The following is a 22816-nucleotide window of genomic DNA, read 5'->3' as shown; positions in this document are numbered from 1 at the left end:
CCGAACTGATTCATGTCACAAATGAACGGACCACCGCGACCGGCCGGAGAAGAACGGAGACCCTGACGCATCACACAGCATCAGGGTCTCCGGCGTAACTCCCACCCGAAGGTGGTTGGCGGTGGCGGAGGGATTTGAACCCTCGGAAGGGGGATACCCTTCACGCGCTTTCGAGGCGCGCTCCTTCGGCCGCTCGGACACGCCACCGCCGCAGAGGCTATCAAGACCTGTGGCCTGTGAAGAAATCGCGTAGCCGTGCACCCGTCTCGTCGGCCATCACACCGCCCACGACCTCGGGCCGGTGGTTCAGTCTGCGGTCCCTCACGACGTCCCAGAGCGACCCCACCGCGCCGGCCTTCTCGTCGTACGCGCCGAAGACCAGGCGGTCCAGCCGGGACAGCACGATCGCCCCCGCGCACATCGTGCAGGGCTCCAGCGTGACCACCAGCGTGCAGCCGGTCAGCCGCCACTCACCGACGTGTTTCGCCGCCTCGCGGATCGCCAGTACCTCGGCGTGCGCGGTCGGGTCCCCGGTCGCCTCGCGCTCGTTGTGCCCGCGCCCGATCACCTGCCCGTCGGCGTCCACCACGACCGCCCCGATCGGTACGTCGGCGCTCCCCCGCGCCAGCTCGGCCTCGTCCAGCGCCAGCCGCATCAGCCGGGCCCAGGCCTGGTGTGCTGGGTTAGCCAATGGCTTCGAGCGCCTCGTGGAACTGGTTGCCGAAGCCGAGCGCCTCGGCGATTTCCTCGAGCATCTCCTCGGGGTACAGGTCGACGTCGTCGATCAGCGCGCCGAGGTCCATCGCGCTCATGCCCAGGTCGGCGATGATGGCCAGGTCCCCGGCCGGTACCTGTTCGTCGTCGTCATCGGCCAGCGGGATGTCCAGCTCGTCCACCACCTGCTTGGCCAGCGGCCACTCGGTCGCGGCGGTGACGTCCGAGATCAGCAGCCGGGCCCGGCCGCCGATCACCCGGAGCAGGATGAAGAAGTCCTCGTCGACGGAGATCATCCCGAGCACCCCCTGGTCCCCGGGGTAGCGCCGCAGCGCGGAGACCAGCGCGGACAGGTCGGGTTCCCCGCGCAGCGCCAGCGGCGTGACGAGCCAGTCCCCATCCTCGGTGTAAGCAGCGACTGCGAAGTCGAGCTCTGTGGTGGTGGTCATCGGCCCAGCCGTGGGATCAGACACGCGCTCATCGTCGCAGACTCCCGCGTCAGGCGGGAGATGTTCACACGTTCACCAGCAAATCGGTGTCACTCCGAGACCCACACCTCACCCGGCGTAGGCGGGGTCAGTGGTGGTAGGTGGCTCGGCGCATGGCGGCGCGGATCTGGCGGACTCGGGCTCTTCGGGGGGCGATCCGGTCGCGGAGGGCGCGGGCTTCCTCCAGTTCGCGCAGGAAGGCGGCGCGGCGCCGCAGCCGATCGAGCTGTTCGGGTGACTTGCCGGTGTCCTCGCTCACGGGCGCCACGTCCTCGTCGGTTCGGGAGAGGCCGCCCTGGGGCGGGGGCCGGCTGACCTAAATCGACTGCGTTCCAACGCTAACAGCGCGCCGGTGCCCTGTGTCGGTCCTTCGGCGTGTGCTGGAGCCGAAGACCGACACAGGGCACTAGCTTCCCGGCGGCGAATCGCCGACGGTAGCGTTCCGGCCATGCAGATCCTCGTCGTGGACCACCCGCTCGTCGCCCACAAGCTCACCGCACTGCGGGACGAGCGGACGGATTCGCCCACCTTCCGGCGGCTGACCGAGGAGCTCGTCACGCTGCTCGCGTACGAGGCGACCCGGGACGTCCGGACCGGCCCGATCACCGTCACCACCCCGGTCGCCGAGGCCCAGGGGATCAAGCTGACCGCCCCGAAGCCGCTGGTGGTGCCGATCCTGCGGGCCGGCCTCGGCATGCTCGAGGGCATGTCCCGGCTGCTCCCGACGGCCGAGGTCGGTTTCCTCGGCATGATCCGCAACGAGGAGACCCTGACCGCCTCGACGTACGCCGAACGGCTGCCGGAGGACCTGTCCGGGCGGCAGTGCTACGTACTCGACCCGATGCTCGCGACGGGCGGCACGCTGGCTGCGGCGATCCAGTTCCTGGTGGACCGCGGCGCCGACCACATCACCGCGATCTGCCTGCTGGCGGCTCCCGAGGGCGTCGAGCGGATCGAGCGCGAGCTCGCCGACCTGCACATCCCCTGCAACCTGGTGATCGCCGGGATGGACTCGCACCTGAACGGGAAGGGCTACATCGTCCCCGGCCTGGGCGACGCCGGTGATCGCCTGTACGGCGTCGCCCAGTAACCGCTTGCGTCCGAAGTACCGAGGGCTATAGACCTCGGTACTTCGGACGCAAGGGTTCAGATGTTGAAGCTGGGTAGATCCACCGCTTCCAGGCTGACCAACTGCTCCGCTGTCGGTACGGCGAGCTCGGCCAGCCGGTGCGCCTGCCGCTCGGTCAGCTGCTGGAACACCTGCCGCGCCGACCGGCCGTTCCCGAACCCCTCCTCGCGCGGCAACTGCTCGAAGAACCGGGTGAGCTCGTCCCGGGCGGCGGCCGTCAGGTCGTACTGGTGCTCGCGGGCCTGGTACTCCACGATCGCCACCAGTTCGGACGCAGAGTAGTCCTCGAACAGCAGCGTGCGGGTGAACCGCGACGACAGACCGGGGTTGGACCCGATGAAGCGGGACATGTCGGCCGGATAGCCCGCGACGATCACCACGACGTCGTCGCGGTGATCCTCCATCAGCTTCATCAGAGTCGCTACGGCCTCGGCGCCGAAGTCGTTGCCGCCCCCGACCGGCGCCAGCGAGTAGGCCTCGTCGATGAACAGCACCCCACCCAGCGCCTGGTTGAACGCGGCGGCCGTCTTCGGACCGGTGTGCCCGACGTACTCGCCGACCAGTGCGGACCGGTCGACCTCCACCAGGTGTCCCTGCCGGAGCAGGCCCAGCGCCTTCAGCAGTCGGCCGTAGAGCCGAGCGACCGTGGTCTTGCCGGTACCGGGGTTGCCGGCGAAGACGAGGTGGCGACTGAGCGGCGGCGCGGCCAGCCCTGCCTCCTGGCGCATCCTGACCGTCTGCTCAGCTTCACCATCGACGACACGTCCCGCTTGACCCGCTCGAGCCCGATCTGTTCTCCGAGCTCGGCCAGCACGTCTTCGAGCGTCTCCTCCTCGGGCGCCTCCGCAATATCCAGCGGGACCGGTGCTCCCGCAGGCGCTCCGACCGGCAGCGCGGCTGCAGCAGGTGTCATGGGGATCCCGTCCACCGTGCAGTCCTCGAAGGTCGGCGTCGCGCCCTCGTCCTCGCCGACAGCCCCGGCACAGTCCCGGATCCGGCAGTGCTTCAACACCGGAGCGGCGGCTTTGCCGAAGTGGAACGCCGGGAACCCGCTCCCGACGACATCGCAGCTCGTGAAGGTCCCTGCGGCCTTCTCCGCCAGGTAGATCCCGTTCTTCGCTGCCTTCGAGACCGACACGTCCCGGACCACCGGGCTCGCGCCGGACCACACGACCAGCCCGGAGCCGCCGCTCTTCTCGATCGAGGTGCTCTCGATCTCTGCGGTACCCGCCTCGACCACGATGCCGGCCGCGCGAGTGCGCGGGCACGCCGGTGACAGGCAGGACGAACAACCGTCCGCAGGTTCAGAACCCGCCGAAGACGTCAACGACGACCGCGGTGAATCCTCCGCAGGCGACCACCACGACGGCTGGCAGCAAGCCGCGCGTTGCCGCGGGCAACACTGCGACCTCTGGTGTCCTCGTGCAGAACTACGGCTCCAACCGCTGCGTCGACGTCAAGGACGCCCAGAGCGGCCTCGGCAAGGACGGCACTCCGTTGCAGTTGTGGGACTGCGCACGGAGCTCGAACCAGCTGTGGTCCTTCAACTCCGACGGCACGGTGCGATCGCTCGGGCTGTGCATGGACCTGGCCTGGGCGTCCACCGACGAGAACACCCAGATCCAGTTGGTGAACTGCAACGGCGGCTGGGCGCAGAAGTTCACCCTGAACGCCGCGCACGACCTGGTGAACCCGACCGCCGACAAGTGCGTCACCGCCGTCTCCACCGGCAACGGCGCCCGCCTCGTCCTCCGGTCCTGCGCCGGCACCAGCAATCAGAAGTGGCGCAAGGCCTGAAGCCTTAGCGGTTCAGAAGGCGTACGGGAACGGCGACCAGTCGGCGGGCCGCTTCTCCAGGAAGGAGTCGCGGCCCTCGGCGGCCTCGTCGCTCGCGTAGGCGAGCCGGGTCGCCTCACCGGCGAAGATCTGCTGGCCGACCAGTCCGTCGTCGATCAGGTTGAACGCGTACTTCAGCATTCGCTGGGCTGTCGGCGACTTCGCGCAGATCTTCTTGCCCCACTCCAGCGCGACCGCCTCCAACTCGGCGTGCGGCACGACCTTGTTGACCATGCCCATCCGGTACGCGTCCTCGGCGGAGTACTCGTCGCCGAGGAAGAAGATCTCGCGCGCGAACTTCTGTCCGACCTGCCGGGCCAGGTACGCCGAACCGAAGCCGCCGTCGAAGGAGGCCACGTCCGCGTCGGTCTGCTTGAACCGCGCGTGCTCGGCCGAGGCCAGGGTCAGGTCGGCCACGACGTGCAGGCTGTGCCCGCCACCGGCGGCCCAGCCGGGAACGACACAGATGACCACCTTCGACATGAAGCGGATCAGCCGCTGCACCTCGAGGATGTGCAGCCGCCCCGCTTTGGCCGGGTCGATCGTGTCGGCCGTCGTGCCCTCGGCGTACTTGTAGCCGTCCTTGCCGCGGATGCGCTGGTCGCCGCCGGAGCAGAACGCCCAGCCGCCGTCACGCGGGGACGGCCCGTTGCCGGTGAGCAGCACGCAGCCGACGTCGGTCGACATCCGTGCGTGGTCGAGCACGCGGTACAACTCGTCCACCGTTGCCGGCCGGAACGCGTTGCGCACCTCGGGCCGGTTGAACGCGATCCGCACCACCCCGGCGTCGACCGCGCGGTGGTAGGTGATGTCGGTCAGGTCGAACCCGTCGACCTCTTTCCAGGCCGACGGGTCGAAGATCTCGGAGACGTGCACGGGCTCGGTCACCTGCCGAGCATATTTCAGCCCGGCCGGCGCACCTCAGCGCCGTCCGGTGCTCTCCCGGAGTACGACCTCGGCCTTGAACGTCTCGGTCTCCGGCTCGCCGCCACCGACGGCGAGCTCCAGCGCCCGGCGGCCCATCTGCTCCAGCGGCAACCGCACGGTGGTCAGCCCCGGCCAGACGTCCCGCAGGGTGGCGATGTCGTCGAACCCGGCCACCCCGAGATCACCCGGTACGTCGATGCCTCGGCCGCGCAGGGCGGACATCGCGCCGACCGCCATCACGTCGTTCACCGCGAACAGGCAGTCGAGATCCGCCTTGCTGTCAAGGAGTTCCAGGGCTGCCGCGTATCCACCGTCGCGGGTGAACTCGCCGTACTGCACGGCCACAGCCTGCAGGCCGGCCTCGGCCAGACCCTCGACGAATCCGTCCCGCCGGTCCCGCGCGGTGGCCAGTCCTTCCGGCCCACCGAGGATGCCGAACTTGCGCAGGCCAAGCCCGACCAGCGCACGGGCCAACTCGGCCGCGCCGGCCCGGTTGTCGGGCTCGATCGTGTGCGCCGGCATGCCCGACTGGCTGACCAGGGCCAGGCCGGCGCCGGAGTTGAGGAACGTCTCGATCTCGGTCGCGGTCCGGGCGAGTCCCTCGGCATCGGTGCGCCGCGAACCGATCATCACCGCCGCACGGGCGCGCTGTGCGCGCAACGAGGACAGGTAGGCAATCTCACGATCGGCGTCACGGAAAGTGCTGGCCATCATCACCAGCAGACCGCGCTCGTCGGCGGCGCGCATCACCCCGTTCGCGATCGCCGCGAAGTACGGGTCCTCGATGTCGTGCACGAGGATGCCGACCACGTTGGTGGACGACTTCGCCAACGCCTGCGCCTGCGCGTTCGGCGTGTATCCGAGGGCGGCGGCGGCTTCCCGGACGCGCTCCTGCAACTCCGGGCGCGGCACTCGGTCGCCGCCGTTCAGCACGCGTGAAGCGGTCGCCACGGACACACCCGCGCGTTGTGCCACATCGAGCAGTGTCACCGGTGCTCGCATGTTCATCTGGGATACCCACCTTCCGTACAGCTCCCCCTGGGTGGCGGTCACACTATCGGAAGTGGTGTCATCATCACGCTGTGTCGCGGAGAAGTGGCGCGGAATGTTCCCAGAGCCTGGCTTTGCGGCCCGGGAATGACTAGCCTTCCCAGCCATGACGACCGTCCGCGCCGGGGTGACGATCCTGGTCTCGTCCACCGTGCTCTGCCTCGGAACCGCAACTGGTACCGCAACAGCCGCCCGGATCCCGGATGGGCCTGACGCACCAAGCGCTGCCGCCCCGACCATCGCCGACGACGCCGCTGCCGCGAGCACGGCCGCCGGCGTGCCGCCGCATGTGGATCCACGCACGCGCAGCACCCAGCCGGTCTACGACTACGCCGGCGCGATCCGCGAGTCCGTCTACGTCGACACCACGATGGACACCGATTCCGACGGCGCCGACGACGTGATCGCGGTGGACATCGTCCGGCCGCGCGAGACCGCGGCCGCCGGGCTGCGGATCCCCGTCATCATGGACGCCTCGCCGTACTACTCCTGCTGCGGACGCGGCAACGAGAGCGAGAAGAAGACCTACGACGAGTCCGGCGTGATCCAGAAGATGCCGCTGTACTACGACAACTACTTCGTCCCGCGCGGGTACGCGGTGGTCGGCGTGGACATCGTCGGCACCAACCGTTCCACCGGTTGCGGTGACGTCGGCGGCAAGGATGAGATCGATTCCGTGGTCGCGGTGATCGACTGGCTGAACGGCCGGAACACCGCCCGTACCGGCGACGGCCGGCCGGTCGAGGCCACCTGGACCAACGGCTCGGTCGGCATGATCGGCAAGTCGTACGACGGCACCCTGGCCAACGGGGTCGCCGCGACCGGCGTACGCGGGCTGAAGACGATCGTGCCGATCTCGGCGATCTCCTCCTGGTACGACTACTCCCGCTCCGGCGGCGTGCCGTACTCGGTCGACTACATGCCCTGGCTTGGCGGTTACGTCGGTCACGACACGCCCGCCTGCGACGCGGTACGGGCCGATCTGGGCGAGCAGGACGACGACGCGACGGGTGACTACACCGCCTTCTGGGCCGAGCGGGACTACCTGAAGGACGCCCGCAAGGTGAAGGCGTCGGTCTTCCTGACGCACGGCCTGAGCGACTACAACGTCCAGACCAACCACTTCGCCCAGTGGTGGGATGCCCTGGGCAAGAACAAGGTCCCGCGCAAGATCTGGCTCGGCCTCGAGGACCACGTCGACCCCTTCGAGTTCCGCCGCGACGAGTGGGTGGACGAACTGCACAAGTGGTTCGACTTCTGGCTGCAGGGCCTGCAGAACGACGTGATGCGCGAGCCCATCGCGACCGTCGAGACAGCACCGGACGTCTGGAAGAACTACAACACCTGGCCCGCTTCGCCGAAGACCGTGCCGGTGCCGCTGGCGGCCGGCAAACTAGGTGCCTCCGGCAAGGGAACCGTCACGGTGACGGACGACCCCACGCTGACCGAGGACACAATCGTTGCCACCCCGTCCGACGTCATCGCCGGACGGCAGATGTTCCTGTCCGCGCCACTGCCGGCCGCGATCCGGGTCAGCGGCACGCCGACGGTGACACTGCGGATCAGGGCCGACTCGCCCACCACGCCGATCACCGCGCGCCTGGTCGAGTACGGACAGGCCGAGCGGTACTCCGGTGTCCGCCGGACCGGTGTCGAGACGTGCGTCGGGCCGCAGTCGGCGTACGACGACGCGTGCTACTTCACCGTGCAGAAACTGACGGAGGACAGTGACCACGGCATCGTCAGCCGCGGCTGGATCGACGCGGCCCACAGCGCCTCGCTGAGCAAGCCGAAGCCGCTGACGCCAGGCAAGTGGAGCACGGTCACGGTGCCGCTGCGGGCGCAGGACCAGGTGATCCCGAAGGGCCGGGTGCTCGGCCTCGCGGTGACCTTGAGCGACACCGAGTGGACCACTCCGAACGACACCGGCGCCTCCATCGACATCGACCTGGCGAACAGCAAGCTGAACCTGCCGATGACCGTCGGCAAGGTCTCCGCCCCGACCAAGGCCGAGCCGATCCAGGTCCGGATCACCACCCCGAGCGAGCGCCCCGACCTGCACGACCCGCTGCGCTGACTGTCATACTTACCTCGGTGAAGTAAGCCCCTCCACGACGGGAGCCGAGGTCGCATGCGCCAGCACGAGGTCGTCCACGCCGTAGCCGGGTCGAGCACGCCGGGACGGCTGTGGTTCTCCCGCCCCGCGACCAGGTGGTTCGAGGCCCTGCCGATCGGGAACGGCCGGCTGGGCGGGATGGTCTACTCGGGCGACCGGGTCGAGCGCATCCAGTTGTCGGAATCCACCGCGTGGTCCGGCGCGCCCGCGGACACCGACGTGAGCCCGACCGCGCTCGAGCACCTGCCCACGATCCGCGACCTCCTCCTCACCGGCCGGTACGCCGAGGCGCAGTCCCTGGCGGGCGAACACCTGCTCGGCACGCCGACCTCGTTCGGCACGAACGTCCCGCTCCCCGAACTGCAGGTGGCCTTCGACGCCGAGGGTGAGCCGACGCAGTACGAGCGGTCTCTCGAGTTGCAGGACGCGATCGTTCGGACGACGTTCCAGCGGGACGGGATCACCTTCGAGCGTGAGGTGTTCTCGTCGCATGCCGATGGGGTGATCGTCCTGCGCCTCAGTGCAGACACAGCTCGTGCTCTGAGCTTCGAACTGTCCTTCTCCGAGGACACCATCCCGGGTCAGGTGACGGCCGAGGGTGACACGATTCGCCTGCAGGGCAACGCTTTCGAGGAACTCCACAGCAACGGCAAGGTCGGATCGGCGCTCGATCTCCGCGCCCAGGTGCTGCCCGACGACGGCACGGTTGTGGCTGAAGGCAACCACTTGGTGGTGCGGAATGCCACCGCCGCGACGATCCTGGTCGCCGTCGGCTCCGACTGGCTCGGTGAGGATCCGGCCGAGCGTCCGACCCGCCTGCTGGAGCACGCCTCCTCGGTCGGCTACGAGGCCCTGAAGCAGGCGCATCTCGACGACTACACCCCGCTGATGACCCGCGCCGGTCTCGACCTCGGCAGCAGCGACAGCGCAGTACAGGCGTTGCCCACCGATGAGCGACGAGCCTTGCTTGCCAAGGGTGGCGAGGACCCGGAGTTGCTCGCGCTGTACTTCCAGTACGGGCGCTATCTGACGATCGCGGGATCGCGCGCCGATTCGCCGCTCCCCCTTGCCCTGCAGGGACTCTGGAACGACGGACGGGCGGCCGGTGGTCCCTGGACGAACGACTTCCACCTCGACATCAACACGCAGCAGAACTACTGGGCCGCCGAGATCACCGGACTCGGCGAGTGCCAGCTTCCCTTGTTCACCCTGATCGACGGACTCCGCGCGAGCGGGCAGCAGACCGCCGCGCAGATGTACGGCGCACCCGGCTGGGTCTCCCACACCGTCTCCAACGCCTGGGGATACTCCGCGCCGGGATGGGGACTCGGCTGGGGTCTGCATGTGACCAGCGGGATCTGGATCTCCCTTCAACTGTGGGAACACTTCGAGTACAACCGCGACCTCGGCTTCCTCGCCGACCGCGCCTACCCAGTACTCCGGGACGCGGCCGAGTTCTTCCTCGCCTACCTGACGGAAGACCCGGCGACCGGCCAACTGCTGAGCGGCCCGTCGGACTCGCCGGAGAATTGGTATCTCTCGCCGGACGGCGACCAGTGCTCGCTGTCGATGGGCGCGACCTGCGACACCGTGCTGATCGAGGCACTCTTCAGGATCTGCACGGAGGCGTCTGGCCTGCTGGGTGTCGACGAAGAGCTGCGAGACCGGCTGCAAGCCGCGCGCAAGAAGCTGCCGCCCTTCCAGATCGGCAAGCACGGCCAACTGCAGGAGTGGCTGGTCGACTTCGACGAAGCCGTGCCCAGCCACCGCCACACCAGTCACCTGATCGCGCTGTACCCGGAGCGCCAGATCACTCCGCGACTGACCCCTGAGCTGGCGCGCGCGGCCGAGGTCACCATCGAGCGGCGGCAGAGCGCCGAGGGCTGGGAGCAGACGGAGTGGGTCGAGGCGAACCTGATGACCTACTACGCCCGCCTGCTGAACGGTGACCAAGCTCTGCGACACCTGCTCGGCCTGGTCGGTGACGCCAGCGAACACAACCTGATGTCGTACTCCGCCGGCGGGATCGCCGGCGCCGAGCAGAACATCTACTCGTTCGACGGCAACGCGGGCGGCACCGGCGGGATCGCCGAACTGCTCGTCCAATCGACGAGCGAGGAGATCGAACTGCTCCCCGCGCTCCCCAGCAGCTGGCGGGACGGTTCGGCGCACGGCCTGCGGGCTCGCGGCGGATTCGTCGTCGACGTCAGCTGGCAGGACGGCCGCCTGGCGACGGCCCGGATCACCAGCCCCAACGAGGCAAGTGTCCGGGTCCGCCATGGTGACGAGCTGCTCGACCTCACCATCGCCGCGGGCGCGACCGTGGAGATCACTGCCGCCTAGTGCCCTGCGTCGGATGTTGTTTGAGTGATTGCGGTGGTCAGGTGCGTGCATCGCGGTGCTGGACGAGCGTCCTCGATGCGGAGCATCGTGGATGATTGGCCAGTGCCGCGAGGTGCGTGCCTGGGCGCCGCAAGCGCCGAAGAACATCCGACGCAGGGCACTAGCTGTGAGCTACCTCCTAGCTAGGTGTTCCGTCGGCGACGAAGTGCATCGGGTCGCCGAACCCGAGGTCGGTGACTCCGGCGGTGTAGAAGGCGCCGATCAGCAACGAACGGCGGTGGGCCGCGAAGGTCAGCACATGCGCGACCATGCCGCCGTAGGTGAACACCCGCGGTGGTTCGCAGGTGGTGTCCACGAAGCTCTCGTCGAAACGGCCCTCTTCGTTGAGTGCGGTGACCAAGGCAACGAACCGCGACCCCGCGTCGGCGTGCCGGCTGCGCAGTTCGGAGATCGACGTGGTGACCGGCTGCGCGCAGTCCGGCACCTGGAACGGCCGGTCGGCGACGGACGCGAGCCACATCTCCTCCTGCCAGACCAGCCGGTCCAGCAGGTACCGGATCGAAACGTCGTCGTCGATGCCCTCCACCGACAGCTCGATCGGCCGGTCCAGCGCCGCCGCGTCCAGCCGGCTCCCGCGCTCGATCAACTCGCCGGTGAGCCAGACGTGGTGCTCCACCATCCTGACCAGTACGTCCATTCCTCTCGCCTCTTTCCGTGCGGGCAGACGCAGGCCTGCCGGTGGATGGAAGTGAACTCCGCTCGGCGCCGCCAGGAAGAACCGCCGCGACGGCTCCCGGCGCCACTCGCGCGGTGACATCCCGTACGCCCGGCCGAACGCGCGGGTGAACGCCTCGTGCGAGCCGTAGCCGGCGTCGATCGCGAGGTCGAGCACCCCGACGTCCTCCGCGAGCAGCCGGTACGCCGCCCGCTCGAGCAGCACCCGGCGCCGGAAGGCCGACGGTGACTCGCCCATGGCGGCGGTGACCACCCGGGTCAGGTGGCAGCGCGACAGGTAGGCCCGGCGCGCCAGGTCGGCGCCGTTCGTGGCCGGCTCGTCGAGACTTTCTGCGACCACCTCGACGAAGGCGGCGAACACGTCCGTGGAGTTCATGTCCTCACTCTCCCCCGTCCGGCGGCACCCGGACTTGATCGATTGTGCTCAGCTCCCCGCGGCCCGGCAACGACGCGAGTAAAACAGGATGGCGGAGTACTCCGCCATGTGTAGTAGTGTGGTCGGCAGAGCACCGCGAGGATCGGTCTGAGGGGTCCGGTCCTTGCGGTGCGCCGATATCGGAGGTGGACCGCGGTGGACACGAGCCAACTGCTCAAAGGCGTGCTGGATCTCGCCGTTCTGGCCGTGCTGCGCGACGGGGACGGCTACGGGTACGACGTACTCCGCCGGCTGCGCTCTGCAGGGCTCGAGGACGTCGCGGATGCCTCGGTGTACGGCACGCTGCGGCGGTTGTTCGCGGCCGGCGCGCTGACGTCGTACGTGCAGCCCAGCGAGGAAGGGCCGCACCGCAAGTACTACGGGCTCAACAAGATCGGCCGCGACCTGCTCGCGGAGTCCACCAAGACGTGGAACCACTTAGCCGACACCATGTCGGTGCTGCTGATCGAGGAGGCGGCGTGAACAGCACACTCACCGGAGCGGTCGCGATGTACTTGGCCCAGGTCCGCACCGAGCTGAGCGACCTGCCTCCGGGTGAGCTCGAGGACGTGCTCGACGACGTCAGCGGGCACCTAGCCGAGGTCGCCACCGAGTTCGGGGCCGAGCCGACCGCCGAGGCCCTGCAGGAACGCCTCGGCACCCCGAGGCAGTACGCCGATGAGCTCCGCACGGCGGCCGGGTATCCGCCGCGGACCGAGCCCTCGTCCGACCAGGCCGGCTGGCCCGCCCTGCGCTGGGGACTGATCGCCGCGACCGTCGGGCCGTTCCTGGTGGTGATCGGAGGGATCTCCCCCGTCTTCATCCTGCTCGGCCTGATCACGCTCTTCGGCGCGGCCTTCCTCGGGGTCCGGGCGCTGCGCGGCAACGACCCGCGGATCGTGCTGGACACCGCCCAGGGGCAGCGGCTGGCCGCTTCGATCCGCAACCTGGTCGACCAGATCCCGCCGAACCTGCGGCAGGAGCTGGTCAGCATCGGCCAGCCGGTCTGGTGGGTGGCGCGCGGCGTCGTCGGCGGTGGCGGGTTCTTCGCCCTGTTCGGGGCCGGTGCGGTCGCGGTGGTCGGCGCCCTGGCCGGCGCCGCGGTGTCGGTCTGGATCGGCCGCCGGACCCAGCAGGACCGCCGCTGGCTCTGGTACGTCGTCCCGCTGAACGTGGTCGCCACGGTCATCGTGCCCGCCTGGCTGGCCTTCAGCTTCGTCGGCGGCTCCGCCTACGGCCTGTTCAGCAGCAGCTACAACGGCTACCGCGGCAGCTCGGGCACCGACTACGCCTACGCGTCCGGCCTGGCGATGGACGGCACCAAGATCGGGAACATCTACCCGTTCGACGAGCAGGGACGGCAGGTCAAGGTCCGGCTCTACGACCAGGACGGCAAACCGCTCAACGTAGAGATCCGGGACTGCGTCGGGTACTACGGCACGGACCCCACGGGCACCCGTCCGACCGAGAGCAACCAGTTCCCGCAGGCGATGATCCTCCCGGACTCCGAGGGCAACTCCAGCCCGGACAACTGCAAGGACAGCGACAAGGCACCGTTCATCCCGCCGGCCGCGCCCGTCTCCAGCCCACCCACTCCGACGGCAAAGCCATCACCGTCGGCCGGAACGAGCACCAAGCCGTCGACGACTCCCAGCACGACCGCGCCGGGCTCACCGCGCCCGAGTGTGACGCTGACGATCTCGCCGACCCGCTGAGGGCACCAGACCAGGGCTATACGTGCGCCGCTGCGACACCGCGGTACGTGTAGCCCAGTTTGCGGTAGACGGCGATCGCGGGCGCGTTGTCTCGGTCGACCATCAGCCCGGTCCGGCCGTGCCGCTTCACCAGCTCCGCCGTGACGAACCCGCACACCTCGCGCGACAGCCCTTGCCCTCGCGCTGACGGCCGCGTCGCCACTCCTGCCAGGAAACCCACCTCGGGCGCACTCCACGCATCAGCCGCGATGCTCAGCAACTCCCCGGCCTCGCCCGTGGCAGCAGCCCACCGCAGTACGCCGGGACGTCCGGGCCAGGCGTAGGAGCCCGGAGCTGCCTCGGCGAGTAGTTCCTCGACCCCGGTGTCGCCGTCGAGCCAAGCGGCCGTAGTCGTCTCCACCGGTAGCTCCGCGGTGTCCATCCACCCGAACGCGGCCGCGAACGTCATCCCCGGCACGCGCTCGGCCAGTTCACGGATGACCTGTTCGTCGCCGAACGGCCGGAAGGTGGTCCCGACCTCGGCAAGCACCTGCTCGACGAGCGGAGCCAGTCGATCGATCGGGCCGCGGACCGACAGGCGATCCCGTTTCGACAGCTCGGGCGACGCCACCGCCACCGCGTCCCCGTCGTGCCACGCCCTCACGGAGCGCCCGAGATCTCCTTGTCCGGACCAGATGATCATCGGGTCGTCGCCGGATACCCGGATCAGTTCAGCTGTTGTCGAAACCTCCCGCACCGGGCCAGCTTAGAGGGGCTTCCTCAGGCCTACCGCACCCGCTGGGGCGTTCTCGGTGAACAGCGAGTAGCCGGCCTTCTGATAGAGCGCCTGGTTGCGTTCGCTCCGCGCACCGGTGAAGAGCGTCGCCTCGGTGACGCCGACCGGCGCCTGGCTCTCGGCGAAGCTGAGCAGCCGGCGGCCCAGCCCGCTGTGACGTTGATCGGGAGCGACCATCAGTCGCCCGATGTTCCAGGTGTCTCCGTCCCGCTTGGCGCGAACAGATCCGACCAGTCGCCCGCCGGATCGCACGCACCAGGTCGTCCAGACCCGCAACGCCGCACGCACCTCGTCCTCGGGTTCCACCAGCGCCGGGAGATCGAGCGTCTCGTTGACGATCGCCTCGTCCACCCAGCAGCACCGCTGCAACACCAGCAACTCCGGCACGTCACCCGGCACAGCGGGGACAATCTCCAGATCGGCCCGGTACAGCGGGCGCAGTACGTCGGCGACCCGGGTCAACTCGGTCAACGCATCCTTCGCGCGAGCCGCCAGCCGCTCCGTCTCGATCACGGTTCCGTCGCTCAGGTCGTCCGCGATCCGCAGGAAGATGTCGCCACCGATCGAGAGCATCCGCAGCGAGGTGGCGACACCACGAGCCATCTGTACGCCGCGCGTCCCGGCCGAGGTGTTCCCGTAGCCGATGAACAGGCAGGGCTTCCACGCCCACTCCGCGCTGAGGTAGTCGAAGGCGTTCTTCAGCGTGGCGGGCATCGCGAAGTTGTACTCGCTCGTCACGAACACGAGGGCATCGGCAGCCGCCACCCGCCGGCTCCAGGCCCGCGTGTGTTCGTGCTGATAGATGCCGGTCGCCGGGTGCTCCGGCTCGTCGAGGAACGGCAGCCCCACTTCGGCGAGGTCAGCCACGTCCACCTCGACGCCCAGGTCCATCGCCGTACCGGTCGTGGCCCGGATGAACCACGACGCCACCGCCGGACCGAGCCGTCCGGGCCGGGTGCTGGCAACCACCACGAGTACTTTCTTTGACATGTCAAAGAGCTTAGCCATGTTCTTTGATATGTCAAAGAAGTAGGATCGAAGGCGTGACCGGGACCCGATGGCTCGACACCGACGAAGAACGCGCCTGGCGGGCCGTCCGGCGGTTGCTGACCGTCGTCCCGTCCCGCCTCGCGCGGGATCTCAACCAGCTCGGGCTCTCTACCGCCGACTACGAGGTGCTCAGCACGCTGTCGGAAAAGCCCGGCCGGCGTTGGGGCCTGAAGGACTTCGCGGACAAGATGCAGTGGTCCCGCAGCCGGCTGTCGCACCACGCGGCCCGGATGGAGGCTCGCGGCCTGATCGAGCGGGAGCCGGATCCCGCCGACGCCCGCGGCTCGATCTACCACCTCACCGACCACGGCTTCGAAGTACTGGCGGCCGCGGCGCCCGGGCATCTCGACTCGGTCCGGAACCGCTTCATCGACCACCTCAGCCCGGAGGAACTGGCTCTCCTGGAGCGCATCTCCACCCGTATCGCGGACCTGCCCGACTGAGCCTCAGGACTCTTCGATGCGCTGCAGGGCGTACGGCGTGAGGTGGTGGTAGCCGCGGACTGAGACCCGGCGGAGCCTGCGCAGCCGGTACGACGGGTGGCCGTCCAGGGCGGCGGCGAGTTCGCGGTCGATCAGGACGCGGCCGGGCTTGCACTCCGAGGTCAGGCGGGACGCCAGGTTGACAACTTCGCCGTACACGTCGCCGAGGCGGATCAGAATGCTGCCGTAGGAGAGGCCGATCCGGAGGTCGGGCAGGTCGCCGGCCTCGCGCATCTTGTCCTGCAGGGCCAGGGCGACGGCCGCGCCCTGCGCAGGGGTGTCGGTGACGAAGAGGACCTCGTCGCCGATCGACTTGATCACCCGGCCGCCCTTCAGCGCGACCACATCCGCGGCCAGGCCCTCGAAGCGCTCGATCAGCCGGCCAAGCTCGAGCTCGGACAGCCGCCTGGTCAGCCGGGTGAAGCTCACGATATCCGCGAAGCCGACGACCCGGATACCGCGGGCGAGCTCGTCGGAGCCGGCCACCGCACGGCCCGCCGCCGCGGCCAGGTGCCGTCGCCAGACGTAGGTCTGCAGCCGTTCCATTGCCGGGAGCAACAATGACGCGACCTCGATCGCGTCGTCCGCCTTCAGCTTCGAGGCACCCAGCAGCTCGAGGAACATCGCGGACTGCCAGGAGGCCAGCCGGGACTGGGTCTGGCCGAGCTTGCGGGCCAAGGACGACTCGACCGCCGGGTCGATGAAACCGTCGTCCTCCAGCGCCGCGACCAGCCGGAGCGCCTCGACATCGCCGTCGGTGAAGGCGACCTCGTCGTCCGGCACGGTGGCGAATCCGAGCGCGCGCCACATCCGCTCGGCGCGCTCGCTCGAGACCCCGGCCCGCTCGGACACCTCGATCCGGGTGAACTTGCGCTCGCCGCCGAGCAGCGCCTGCTCGAAGTCTTTCTGCAGCGCCCCGAGATCCGGCTCGGGCAGCGCCTCCGGGTCAGGAGCTGGACTTGTCACCGCGCCGCTCGGCGATGGTCGCGTCGATGGCGTCGCGGAAGTTCGGCAGCCGGTCCGTCAGGTCGTCGAACTTCTCCCGGGTGAAGTGCAGCAGCTGCAGCCGGCTCTTCGCCGTCACGGTTGCGGTCCGCAACCGGTTCTGCCGGACCGCCACCTCGCCGGCGATGTCGCCCGGGCCGAGCTCGGCGATCTGCTCGCCCTTGACCCGGACCGCCGCCGTACCGCTGAGGATCAGGTACGCGGCATCAGGTGGGGTCTGCTCCAGGATGAGCGACCAGCCGGCCGGCACCGAGACCTCCTCACCGGCGCGGAAGATGTCCTTGATCTCCCGTCCGGACAGGTCCGCGAACAGCGGCAGGTCCCGCGGGGACGTCCTACCCAGTGCCACGTCGATCCTCCGAGCCCGCCGGGGATGACCCAGCGATAGCAGGCCGATGTTTCCAGTCGGTAACTCTAACGGCTGATTCAGTCCAGGGTCACTGCCGGGCGCTTACCCCGCGAGGAACACCGGATCGTCGTACAGGTCGGAGCCCTTCATCACAGCCACCGGGCCAGGTCGTGCACGTCGATCATCGGCAGGTCCCAGCGCAGCGCGAACTGCTCGAGGTCGGCCGCATCCGCCATCACTCCGTCCGGCCGCATCACCTCACAGCACACGCCGACCGGCGCCAGCCCGGCCGCGACACACAGCGCAACGGTCGCCTCCGTGTGGCCACGCCGCTCGGCCAGCAATCCGGGCCGGGCCGCCAACGGGAACACGTGGCCGGGCTTCAGAAAGTCTTCGGCCTGGGCGTGCGGGTCAGCCAGCCGCCGGATCGTCGCCGCCCGGTCCGCGGCACTCACCCCAGTGCCCGGCAGCGACGCCAGGTCGACCGGTACATGCATCGCCGTTCCCTGCCGATCCCCTTCGCCGGGCATCCTCGGGATCTCCAGCCGCTTCAACACCTCGGCACCGCAGGGAATCGTCGTATGCCCACAGACCTGCGTGAGCAGGAAGGTCATCGCCTCCGGCCGGAACCGCTCGCCGGCGAAGACCACGTCCGCTTCGCCTTCCAGCGTTGGATCCCAGACCACCACGCCACCACCGGCCGCCAGTTGCGCGACCACCTTCTGTACTCCTACCGGCCCGCTCAGGTGGCCCGCCCAAGGCAGGCGAGCGACCGCCTCGAGCAGCTCGGGCCCGTGTCCTTCGCGAGCCATCCGGGTGAGTAGGTCGCTCTCGAGGTTGACCCGATCACCAGCGCCGAGGCTGCCGAGATTCGTCTTCGCCAACGTGGTCGGCACCAGGACCACGGAGAACCGATCCTTCAGCACCTCGGCGACGGTGAGACTCACGCCGTTCAGCGCGACCGAGGACTTCGCCACCAGCCGGGCCAGCAACCGGTCGCCCGGCTTGATCCAGAGCCGGCGTCCCGCGGGTTCGTCGTCGACCCGGAGGACCTTGCCGACGCCGTCGACGTGCCCCTGGACGAGATGACCGTCGATCCGGTCACCGGCTGCCAGGGGCAGCTCGAAGTGGACCGCAGTACCGGCGGTGATCCGGTCGAGGGTGGTCCGGCGGCGGGTCTCGTCGGTGACGGTGGCCACCAGTTCGCCCGGGGCTGCCGACTCCATCGTGAGCCGGACGCCGTCCAGGCAGACGGCGCCGCCGGCAACCAGTGGGAGTTCCGGATCGACGCTGATACGGAGAGAGTCCGCGCGCACCTCGGCGACGGTGGCGGTGGTCTCGATAAGTCCTGTGAACATGCGTTCGCTACCTCTGGGTGAGAGAGATCATCAACCAGGGACCCGGGCGGATCCGAGCAGGAGCGGGGTATCACCGCATGGCCCCGGTCGTTGCCGGGTCACTCCGTCGACCTGACGAAGCCGGCGGGCCCGGGATCACTCCCTGCCGCCACACCTTGGAATCGCACCAGCAGCAGTAAAGCACAGCCTCCCGCCCGGGCGACCCGACCGAGGCGTTGACCCTGGGGGCGGTCCTGGCTACGGTGTGGAGAAATCGATTTCCCGCGCGCTGGACCGCCCCGAGGAGTTTGCGCATGCAGAAGCGATTCGTCCTGATCCTGCCGTTGTTGCTCGGTGCCGCGCTGCTGCCGGCCAACCCACCACCCGTCGCCCAGGCGTCCGCCGTACCGTCCCCTGCCGAGCAGGTCGCGAAGCTCACCGGGCCCGACTCCATCAACGACACCGAGGCCCGGTTCCAGCTCAAGGCGACAGACCTCGGCATCCTCTGGGACAACGGCTCCGGCGAGATCCTGACCGCCTTCGGCGACAGCTACGGCAGCGGCTGGACCGGTCCGGGCGGCGGCGCGGGCGACCCGGCGACGATCGACTGGCGGTGCAACCTGCTGTTCCGCAGCCTGGACCGCAACCTGGCCGACGGCATGACGCTGGACAGCGCGGCCGAGGACTGGCCGGGCCACGCCAAGCAGTTCCTCGACTGCAAGAAGGTCAACCGGGACGAGCACACCGTCATCCCGACTGCCGGGATCTCCGTCGGCAAGCGGCAGTACGTGCAGTACATGTCGGTCAACTACTGGGGACCGGCGGGCAGTTGGTTCACCAACTACTCGGGCTTCGCCTACTCCGACGACAACGGCGAGACCTGGACGAAGGACCCGAAGGCGGTCTGGCCGAACACCAAGGCCTGGGACGACAACTTCCAGATGAACGCCCTGGTCCGCAACGGCGGTTACCTCTACATGATCGGTACGCCGAACGGGCGGTTCGGCAACGCCCACCTGGCCCGCGTTCCCGAGAAGCAGGTGCTCTCGAAGAATGCTTGGCGCTACTGGGACGGGAAGGCCTGGTCGAGCCGCGTCAGCGCCGCAGTACCGATCGCTGTCGGGCCGATCAGCGAGGTTTCCGTGCAGTGGAACGCCTACCTCGGCAAGTACCTGATGATGTACCTCGACGAGCAGCGAGCGTCGGTGGTACTGCGATCGTCCGCGTCGCTGACCGGGCCCTGGTCCGGCGAGCAGGTGGTTGTCCGGGGTGCCGACTTCCCCGGGCTCTACGGGACCTTCATGCACCCCTGGTCGTCCGGGCCGGACCTCTACTTCACGATGTCGCAGTGGGATCCGTACAACGTGTTCCTGATGCACACCAAGCTCAGCGACGACGGGCTCAAGACCAACCTGGTCACCGATCCGGGCTTCGAGGCGCAGGCCGGGCCGACGCCGACACCACCCTGGCAACTGAACGGCCAAGGCGGCATCGACAAGACCGACCTCGGTCACAGCGGTACGAACAACGCGTTCCTGCGCGACTCGATCGCGTCGCACCAACTCCAGCAGAATGTTGCCGTGCGCCCCTATCACCGCTACCGGCTGTCCGCCTGGGTCCGCACCGCGGAGAACAACACCGAGACCGTGCTGGGAGTCCGCACGCTCCGCGGCAAGGTGCTGGCCGAGAAGCCCGGCGGCGCGCATCCGGAGTATACGAAGGTCAGTGTGGAGGTCGAGACCGGGCGTGAGTCCCTGATCCAGCCCTACGCGGGCTTCTTCGGGCACGGCCAGGACGTCTGGTTCCAGCTCGACGACGTGGTGCTCGAGGAACTCGAGTGATGCGCCGTCAGCCATCGGCACGCAGGACCTGCAGCCGCAGACCCGGCGGCTTGAACGACGCTGAGTCAGGCTGCGGCTCGGCGTTTGCGGCGGGTGCTTGAGCGGGAGCGGGGAGTGCGCCGCTGTACTGGGCGGCGTGGGCCGACCAGGCGTGGGCCGGCCAGGCGGTCTTCCAGCCGGCGGGCCTCGCGGCGGATCGGCTGCGCCACGTACTCGCCGAGGATGACCCCGGAGGCCAGCGCGATCCCGATCGCCACGGCGGTCACCAGAGTGACGATGCCAATCAGGTTTCCCTGGGTCGTCAACTCGTACAAACCCTTGTAGATGGTCAGTCCGGGCAGCAACGGCACAGTGCCGGAGACCACCACGACCAGCGGTGGAACCCCGGAACGACGCCCCAACGAGTAGCCGCCGAGACCGACCACGAAGGCGCCGGCGGCGGTCGACCAGGCGGGGCCGAACTCGGCGCGCGTCATCAGCGTGAACGCCAGCGAGCCCAGCGCACCGACGATCGCGATCGGCAGCAGCGACCGCAGCGGCGCGTACGACGCGTAGGCGAACGCCACCGCCATCAGCGCTCCCGAGCCGACCATGATCGGCAGGTTGGCCAGCTGGATCGTCTGCGCCTCGATCGCCACCGGTAGCCCGAGCTTGATCCCTATGCTGATCCCCAGCGAGACGCCGGCGATGATCCCGCCGGTCAGCAACATCGCTTCCAGACTTCGCGCGGCCGCGGTCACGTAATACCCGGTGATGGCGTCCTGGACGGCACCGGTGAGGGCGATCCCGGCCAGCAGCATGATGATGCCCGCGGCGACGACCAGCGACGGTTTCACCGGCGCGTGCAGCGCATAGAGGATCAGCGCCACCGCGGTGGCGACGAACGCCCCGGCCACCTGCTGGTAGAACGCGGGCAGCCGCTGGCGACTGAACCAGCGGTTGCTCAGCTCGATCACCGTCGCGGTGACGAAGGCGACGAGCGTGATCAGCCAGCCACCACCGAGCAACAGGGTGGCGCCGCCGGCCATCACACCCCAGGCGATCACCGAGCTCCAGCGCGGGAACGGCGGACCCGCGGACACCAGCCGCGCCAGTTCGCGGCTCGCCTCCTCCCGGGTCACGTCACCACGGGCGAACCGGCGTACCAGCAGGTCGACGGCGGTGAGGCGGGAGAAGTCCTGGCCGCGGTAGCGGACGACGCGCACGTGGGTCTCGGGGGCGACATCCGGCCCGGCCTGGTACGAGATCGCGATCGAGGTGAACGTGATGTCCACCTCACAACTGCGCAACCCGCCGGCCGCGGTGACGGCGAGGATGGTCGCGGTCGCGTCCGCCGTACCGGCGCCGCTGGACAGCACGACCTCGCCGACCCGGAGGGCCAGATCGAGGGTGCGATAGACCTCGACCTGCTCATCCCGCGCCCCGTCCCGCGCCTCGCCCTTCACCCCGTCTCGCGCCGCGTCCCGCCGCTCGTCCCGCACCTCGTCCTGCACCCGCTCGTTCGCTGGCTCACCGCGCTGGGCCACCGTGCTCCTTCCGTCTCCTGCGACGACGCTAACGCCCGTCGGTACGCCGTACCCCATCCGCTGGCCCGGACACAGTGCCGGCCGACTCCGGACGCGATGGTGGCCAACTCCGGACAGTTGGGGGTGCAACCGCTTTCCAGACTTCTTTCCCAACAGGTTGACTCACCGTGAAGGCCCACCTAAGGTTGCGGTCACGAGCCTGGGAAAGCCCTTTCCAAGGCAACGGACGAGGAGGCTGGCATGTGCGAGTACGGCCCCGGCACGGCGACGGCACTGCCCGGCGGCATCGGCATCTCGCTCCTGAAGGTGTACGACATCGAGGCTCCCGACGGACTCGCCGGCGGCACCCCGCACGTGCACCTGGCCTGCTCCGAGGGGTACTACGTGATCGCCGGCTCCGGCGCGGTCCAGACCCTCAACCCGAAGGGGTTCACCGAGACCCCGCTGCAGGCGGGCACCGTGGTGTGGTTCGACCCCGGCACGATCCACCGGCTGGTGAACGGCGGCGGCCTGCAGATCCTGACCCTGATGTCGAACTCCGGGCTTCCCGAGGCAGGCGACGCCGTACTGACGTTGCCGCCCGAGCACCTGGCCGACCGCGAGACCTATCTGAAGGCGACCACACTCACCGGCGAGGGTGAAGCCCGTACGCCGTCCGCGATGGCCCGGCGCGACCTCGCGCTGCAGGGGTTCGCCTCTCTGCGTGCCGCGTACGACGCTGACGGTCCCGCCGCGCTCGAGGCGTTCTACGAGGCGGCGGTCCGGATCGTCCGGCCACAGCTGGGGGACTGGCGGCGCCGGTGGGAGCAAGGGGCCCGCCGGCTGGCTGACGAGACGGGTGCAGCCCTGGACGCGCTGGAGGCGGGCAAGGCGCCGCACCTCCAGACGGCAGAGCTCCACCAGATCCCCGCGCCCACCGAGCTCGGCCGCCACGGCATGTGCGGCCGCCTCGACGTCTACGACGTAGGCGACCGCCCATGAGC

The 22816-nt window shown here is 69.1% G+C and carries 23 protein-coding genes and 1 tRNA gene; 9 read left to right on the top strand and 15 right to left on the bottom strand.

The annotated features are described in order from the left end of the window. Window positions 1-116: 116 nt before the first annotated feature. From ACFPJ1_RS38320 to ACFPJ1_RS38305, 4 genes are all read right to left on the bottom strand, one after another. Window positions 117-207: transfer RNA gene (locus tag ACFPJ1_RS38320), tRNA-Ser, on the bottom strand. A 13-nt stretch (window positions 208-220) separates the two neighbouring features. Further along, window positions 221-655, bottom strand: a complete 435-nt coding sequence (gene tadA, locus ACFPJ1_RS38315) for a tRNA adenosine(34) deaminase TadA (RefSeq protein WP_380111254.1) — start codon at window positions 653-655, stop codon at window positions 221-223. Between the two features lie 28 nt (window positions 656-683). Next, window positions 684-1187, bottom strand: a complete 504-nt coding sequence (locus ACFPJ1_RS38310) for a tRNA adenosine deaminase-associated protein (protein ID WP_380111236.1) — start codon at window positions 1185-1187, stop codon at window positions 684-686. A gap of 103 nt (window positions 1188-1290) precedes the next feature. Continuing rightward, on the bottom strand, window positions 1291-1461 hold the full coding sequence (locus tag ACFPJ1_RS38305) for a hypothetical protein (protein WP_380111235.1): 171 nt from the start codon (window positions 1459-1461) through the stop codon (window positions 1291-1293). A gap of 189 nt (window positions 1462-1650) precedes the next feature. Here ACFPJ1_RS38305 and upp point away from each other — a divergent pair, with 189 nt between their 5' ends. Continuing rightward, complete coding sequence (upp, locus tag ACFPJ1_RS38300; RefSeq protein WP_380111234.1) at window positions 1651-2292, top strand: uracil phosphoribosyltransferase; 642 nt, start codon at window positions 1651-1653, stop codon at window positions 2290-2292. Between the two features lie 56 nt (window positions 2293-2348). Here the strand turns inward: upp and ACFPJ1_RS38295 are convergent, their stop codons facing one another. Beyond that, a complete protein-coding gene (locus ACFPJ1_RS38295; RefSeq protein WP_380111232.1) occupies window positions 2349-3059 on the bottom strand; it encodes an AAA family ATPase in 711 nt (236 codons plus the stop codon). Next, entirely contained in the window at window positions 2948-3571 is a 624-nt protein-coding gene (locus tag ACFPJ1_RS38290) for a right-handed parallel beta-helix repeat-containing protein (RefSeq protein WP_380111231.1), read from the bottom strand. The genes ACFPJ1_RS38295 and ACFPJ1_RS38290 overlap by 112 nt, the downstream gene beginning before the upstream one ends. Window positions 3572-3669: 98 nt before the next feature. On the opposite strand from ACFPJ1_RS38290, the gene ACFPJ1_RS38285 reads away from it, so the two are divergent. Further along, complete coding sequence (locus ACFPJ1_RS38285) at window positions 3670-4128, top strand: ricin-type beta-trefoil lectin domain protein (protein WP_380111230.1); 459 nt, start codon at window positions 3670-3672, stop codon at window positions 4126-4128. Window positions 4129-4140: 12 nt separating this feature from the next. Here the strand turns inward: ACFPJ1_RS38285 and ACFPJ1_RS38280 are convergent, their stop codons facing one another. After that, window positions 4141-5055 carry a 1,4-dihydroxy-2-naphthoyl-CoA synthase gene (locus tag ACFPJ1_RS38280; RefSeq protein ID WP_380111229.1) on the bottom strand — a complete coding sequence of 305 codons (915 nt, stop codon included), beginning with the start codon at window positions 5053-5055 and terminating at the stop codon, window positions 4141-4143. A gap of 33 nt (window positions 5056-5088) precedes the next feature. Continuing rightward, window positions 5089-6102 carry a LacI family DNA-binding transcriptional regulator gene (locus ACFPJ1_RS38275; protein WP_380111228.1) on the bottom strand — a complete coding sequence of 338 codons (1014 nt, stop codon included), beginning with the start codon at window positions 6100-6102 and terminating at the stop codon, window positions 5089-5091. A gap of 148 nt (window positions 6103-6250) precedes the next feature. Here ACFPJ1_RS38275 and ACFPJ1_RS38270 point away from each other — a divergent pair, with 148 nt between their 5' ends. Further along, window positions 6251-8221, top strand: a complete 1971-nt coding sequence (locus ACFPJ1_RS38270; RefSeq protein ID WP_380111227.1) for a Xaa-Pro dipeptidyl-peptidase — start codon at window positions 6251-6253, stop codon at window positions 8219-8221. 54 nt (window positions 8222-8275) lie between these two features. Continuing rightward, window positions 8276-10603, top strand: a complete 2328-nt coding sequence (locus tag ACFPJ1_RS38265) for a glycoside hydrolase family 95 protein (protein ID WP_380111226.1) — start codon at window positions 8276-8278, stop codon at window positions 10601-10603. A 178-nt stretch (window positions 10604-10781) separates the two neighbouring features. Here the strand turns inward: ACFPJ1_RS38265 and ACFPJ1_RS38260 are convergent, their stop codons facing one another. Next, window positions 10782-11714, bottom strand: coding sequence for a helix-turn-helix domain-containing protein (locus ACFPJ1_RS38260; protein ID WP_380111225.1), 933 nt, complete (start codon window positions 11712-11714; stop codon window positions 10782-10784). 195 nt (window positions 11715-11909) lie between these two features. On the opposite strand from ACFPJ1_RS38260, the gene ACFPJ1_RS38255 reads away from it, so the two are divergent. Together ACFPJ1_RS38255 and ACFPJ1_RS38250 are read left to right on the top strand one after the other, a co-directional pair. Further along, a complete protein-coding gene (locus ACFPJ1_RS38255) occupies window positions 11910-12236 on the top strand; it encodes a PadR family transcriptional regulator (RefSeq protein WP_380111224.1) in 327 nt (108 codons plus the stop codon). After that, window positions 12233-13468 carry a DUF1700 domain-containing protein gene (locus ACFPJ1_RS38250; protein ID WP_380111223.1) on the top strand — a complete coding sequence of 412 codons (1236 nt, stop codon included), beginning with the start codon at window positions 12233-12235 and terminating at the stop codon, window positions 13466-13468. Before ACFPJ1_RS38255 ends, ACFPJ1_RS38250 begins: the two co-directional genes overlap by 4 nt. 16 nt (window positions 13469-13484) lie before the next feature. Here the strand turns inward: ACFPJ1_RS38250 and ACFPJ1_RS38245 are convergent, their stop codons facing one another. Then, complete coding sequence (locus ACFPJ1_RS38245; protein WP_380111222.1) at window positions 13485-14204, bottom strand: GNAT family N-acetyltransferase; 720 nt, start codon at window positions 14202-14204, stop codon at window positions 13485-13487. A 9-nt stretch (window positions 14205-14213) separates the two neighbouring features. Then, entirely contained in the window at window positions 14214-15233 is a 1020-nt protein-coding gene (locus ACFPJ1_RS38240; RefSeq protein ID WP_380111221.1) for a GNAT family N-acetyltransferase, read from the bottom strand. 53 nt (window positions 15234-15286) lie between these two features. On the opposite strand from ACFPJ1_RS38240, the gene ACFPJ1_RS38235 reads away from it, so the two are divergent. Continuing rightward, window positions 15287-15736, top strand: a complete 450-nt coding sequence (locus tag ACFPJ1_RS38235) for a MarR family winged helix-turn-helix transcriptional regulator (protein ID WP_380111220.1) — start codon at window positions 15287-15289, stop codon at window positions 15734-15736. A 3-nt stretch (window positions 15737-15739) separates the two neighbouring features. Here ACFPJ1_RS38235 and ACFPJ1_RS38230 read toward each other — a convergent pair whose 3' ends face one another. The 3 genes from ACFPJ1_RS38230 to ACFPJ1_RS38220 form a co-directional block, all read right to left on the bottom strand. Then, window positions 15740-16741 (bottom strand): adenylate/guanylate cyclase domain-containing protein, encoded by a 1002-nt coding sequence (locus ACFPJ1_RS38230; RefSeq protein WP_380111219.1) that lies wholly within the window; start codon window positions 16739-16741, stop codon window positions 15740-15742. Continuing rightward, the gene (locus ACFPJ1_RS38225; RefSeq protein ID WP_380111218.1) at window positions 16722-17129 is read right to left on the bottom strand and encodes a cyclic nucleotide-binding domain-containing protein; all 408 of its coding nucleotides are present in this window, start codon (window positions 17127-17129) and stop codon (window positions 16722-16724) included. The genes ACFPJ1_RS38230 and ACFPJ1_RS38225 overlap by 20 nt, the downstream gene beginning before the upstream one ends. Before the next feature lie 149 nt (window positions 17130-17278). After that, window positions 17279-18487, bottom strand: coding sequence for a riboflavin synthase (locus ACFPJ1_RS38220; RefSeq protein ID WP_380111217.1), 1209 nt, complete (start codon window positions 18485-18487; stop codon window positions 17279-17281). A gap of 293 nt (window positions 18488-18780) precedes the next feature. On the opposite strand from ACFPJ1_RS38220, the gene ACFPJ1_RS38215 reads away from it, so the two are divergent. Beyond that, window positions 18781-20307, top strand: a complete 1527-nt coding sequence (locus tag ACFPJ1_RS38215; RefSeq protein WP_380111216.1) for a DUF4185 domain-containing protein — start codon at window positions 18781-18783, stop codon at window positions 20305-20307. A 65-nt stretch (window positions 20308-20372) separates the two neighbouring features. On the opposite strand, the gene ACFPJ1_RS38210 is transcribed toward ACFPJ1_RS38215, so the two are convergent. Continuing rightward, window positions 20373-21833: a threonine/serine exporter family protein gene (locus ACFPJ1_RS38210; RefSeq protein WP_380111214.1), complete on the bottom strand. Its 1461-nt coding sequence runs from the start codon at window positions 21831-21833 to the stop codon at window positions 20373-20375. Window positions 21834-22073: 240 nt separating this feature from the next. Here ACFPJ1_RS38210 and ACFPJ1_RS38205 point away from each other — a divergent pair, with 240 nt between their 5' ends. Further along, on the top strand, window positions 22074-22814 hold the full coding sequence (locus tag ACFPJ1_RS38205; protein WP_380111213.1) for a cupin domain-containing protein: 741 nt from the start codon (window positions 22074-22076) through the stop codon (window positions 22812-22814). The last annotated feature ends 2 nt before the right edge of the window (window positions 22815-22816 follow it).

It is taken from the genome of Kribbella qitaiheensis, from assembly GCF_042657745.1.
Classification (GTDB): domain Bacteria; phylum Actinomycetota; class Actinomycetes; order Propionibacteriales; family Kribbellaceae; genus Kribbella; species Kribbella qitaiheensis.
This window is presented reverse-complemented; position numbering and strand designations above follow the sequence as displayed.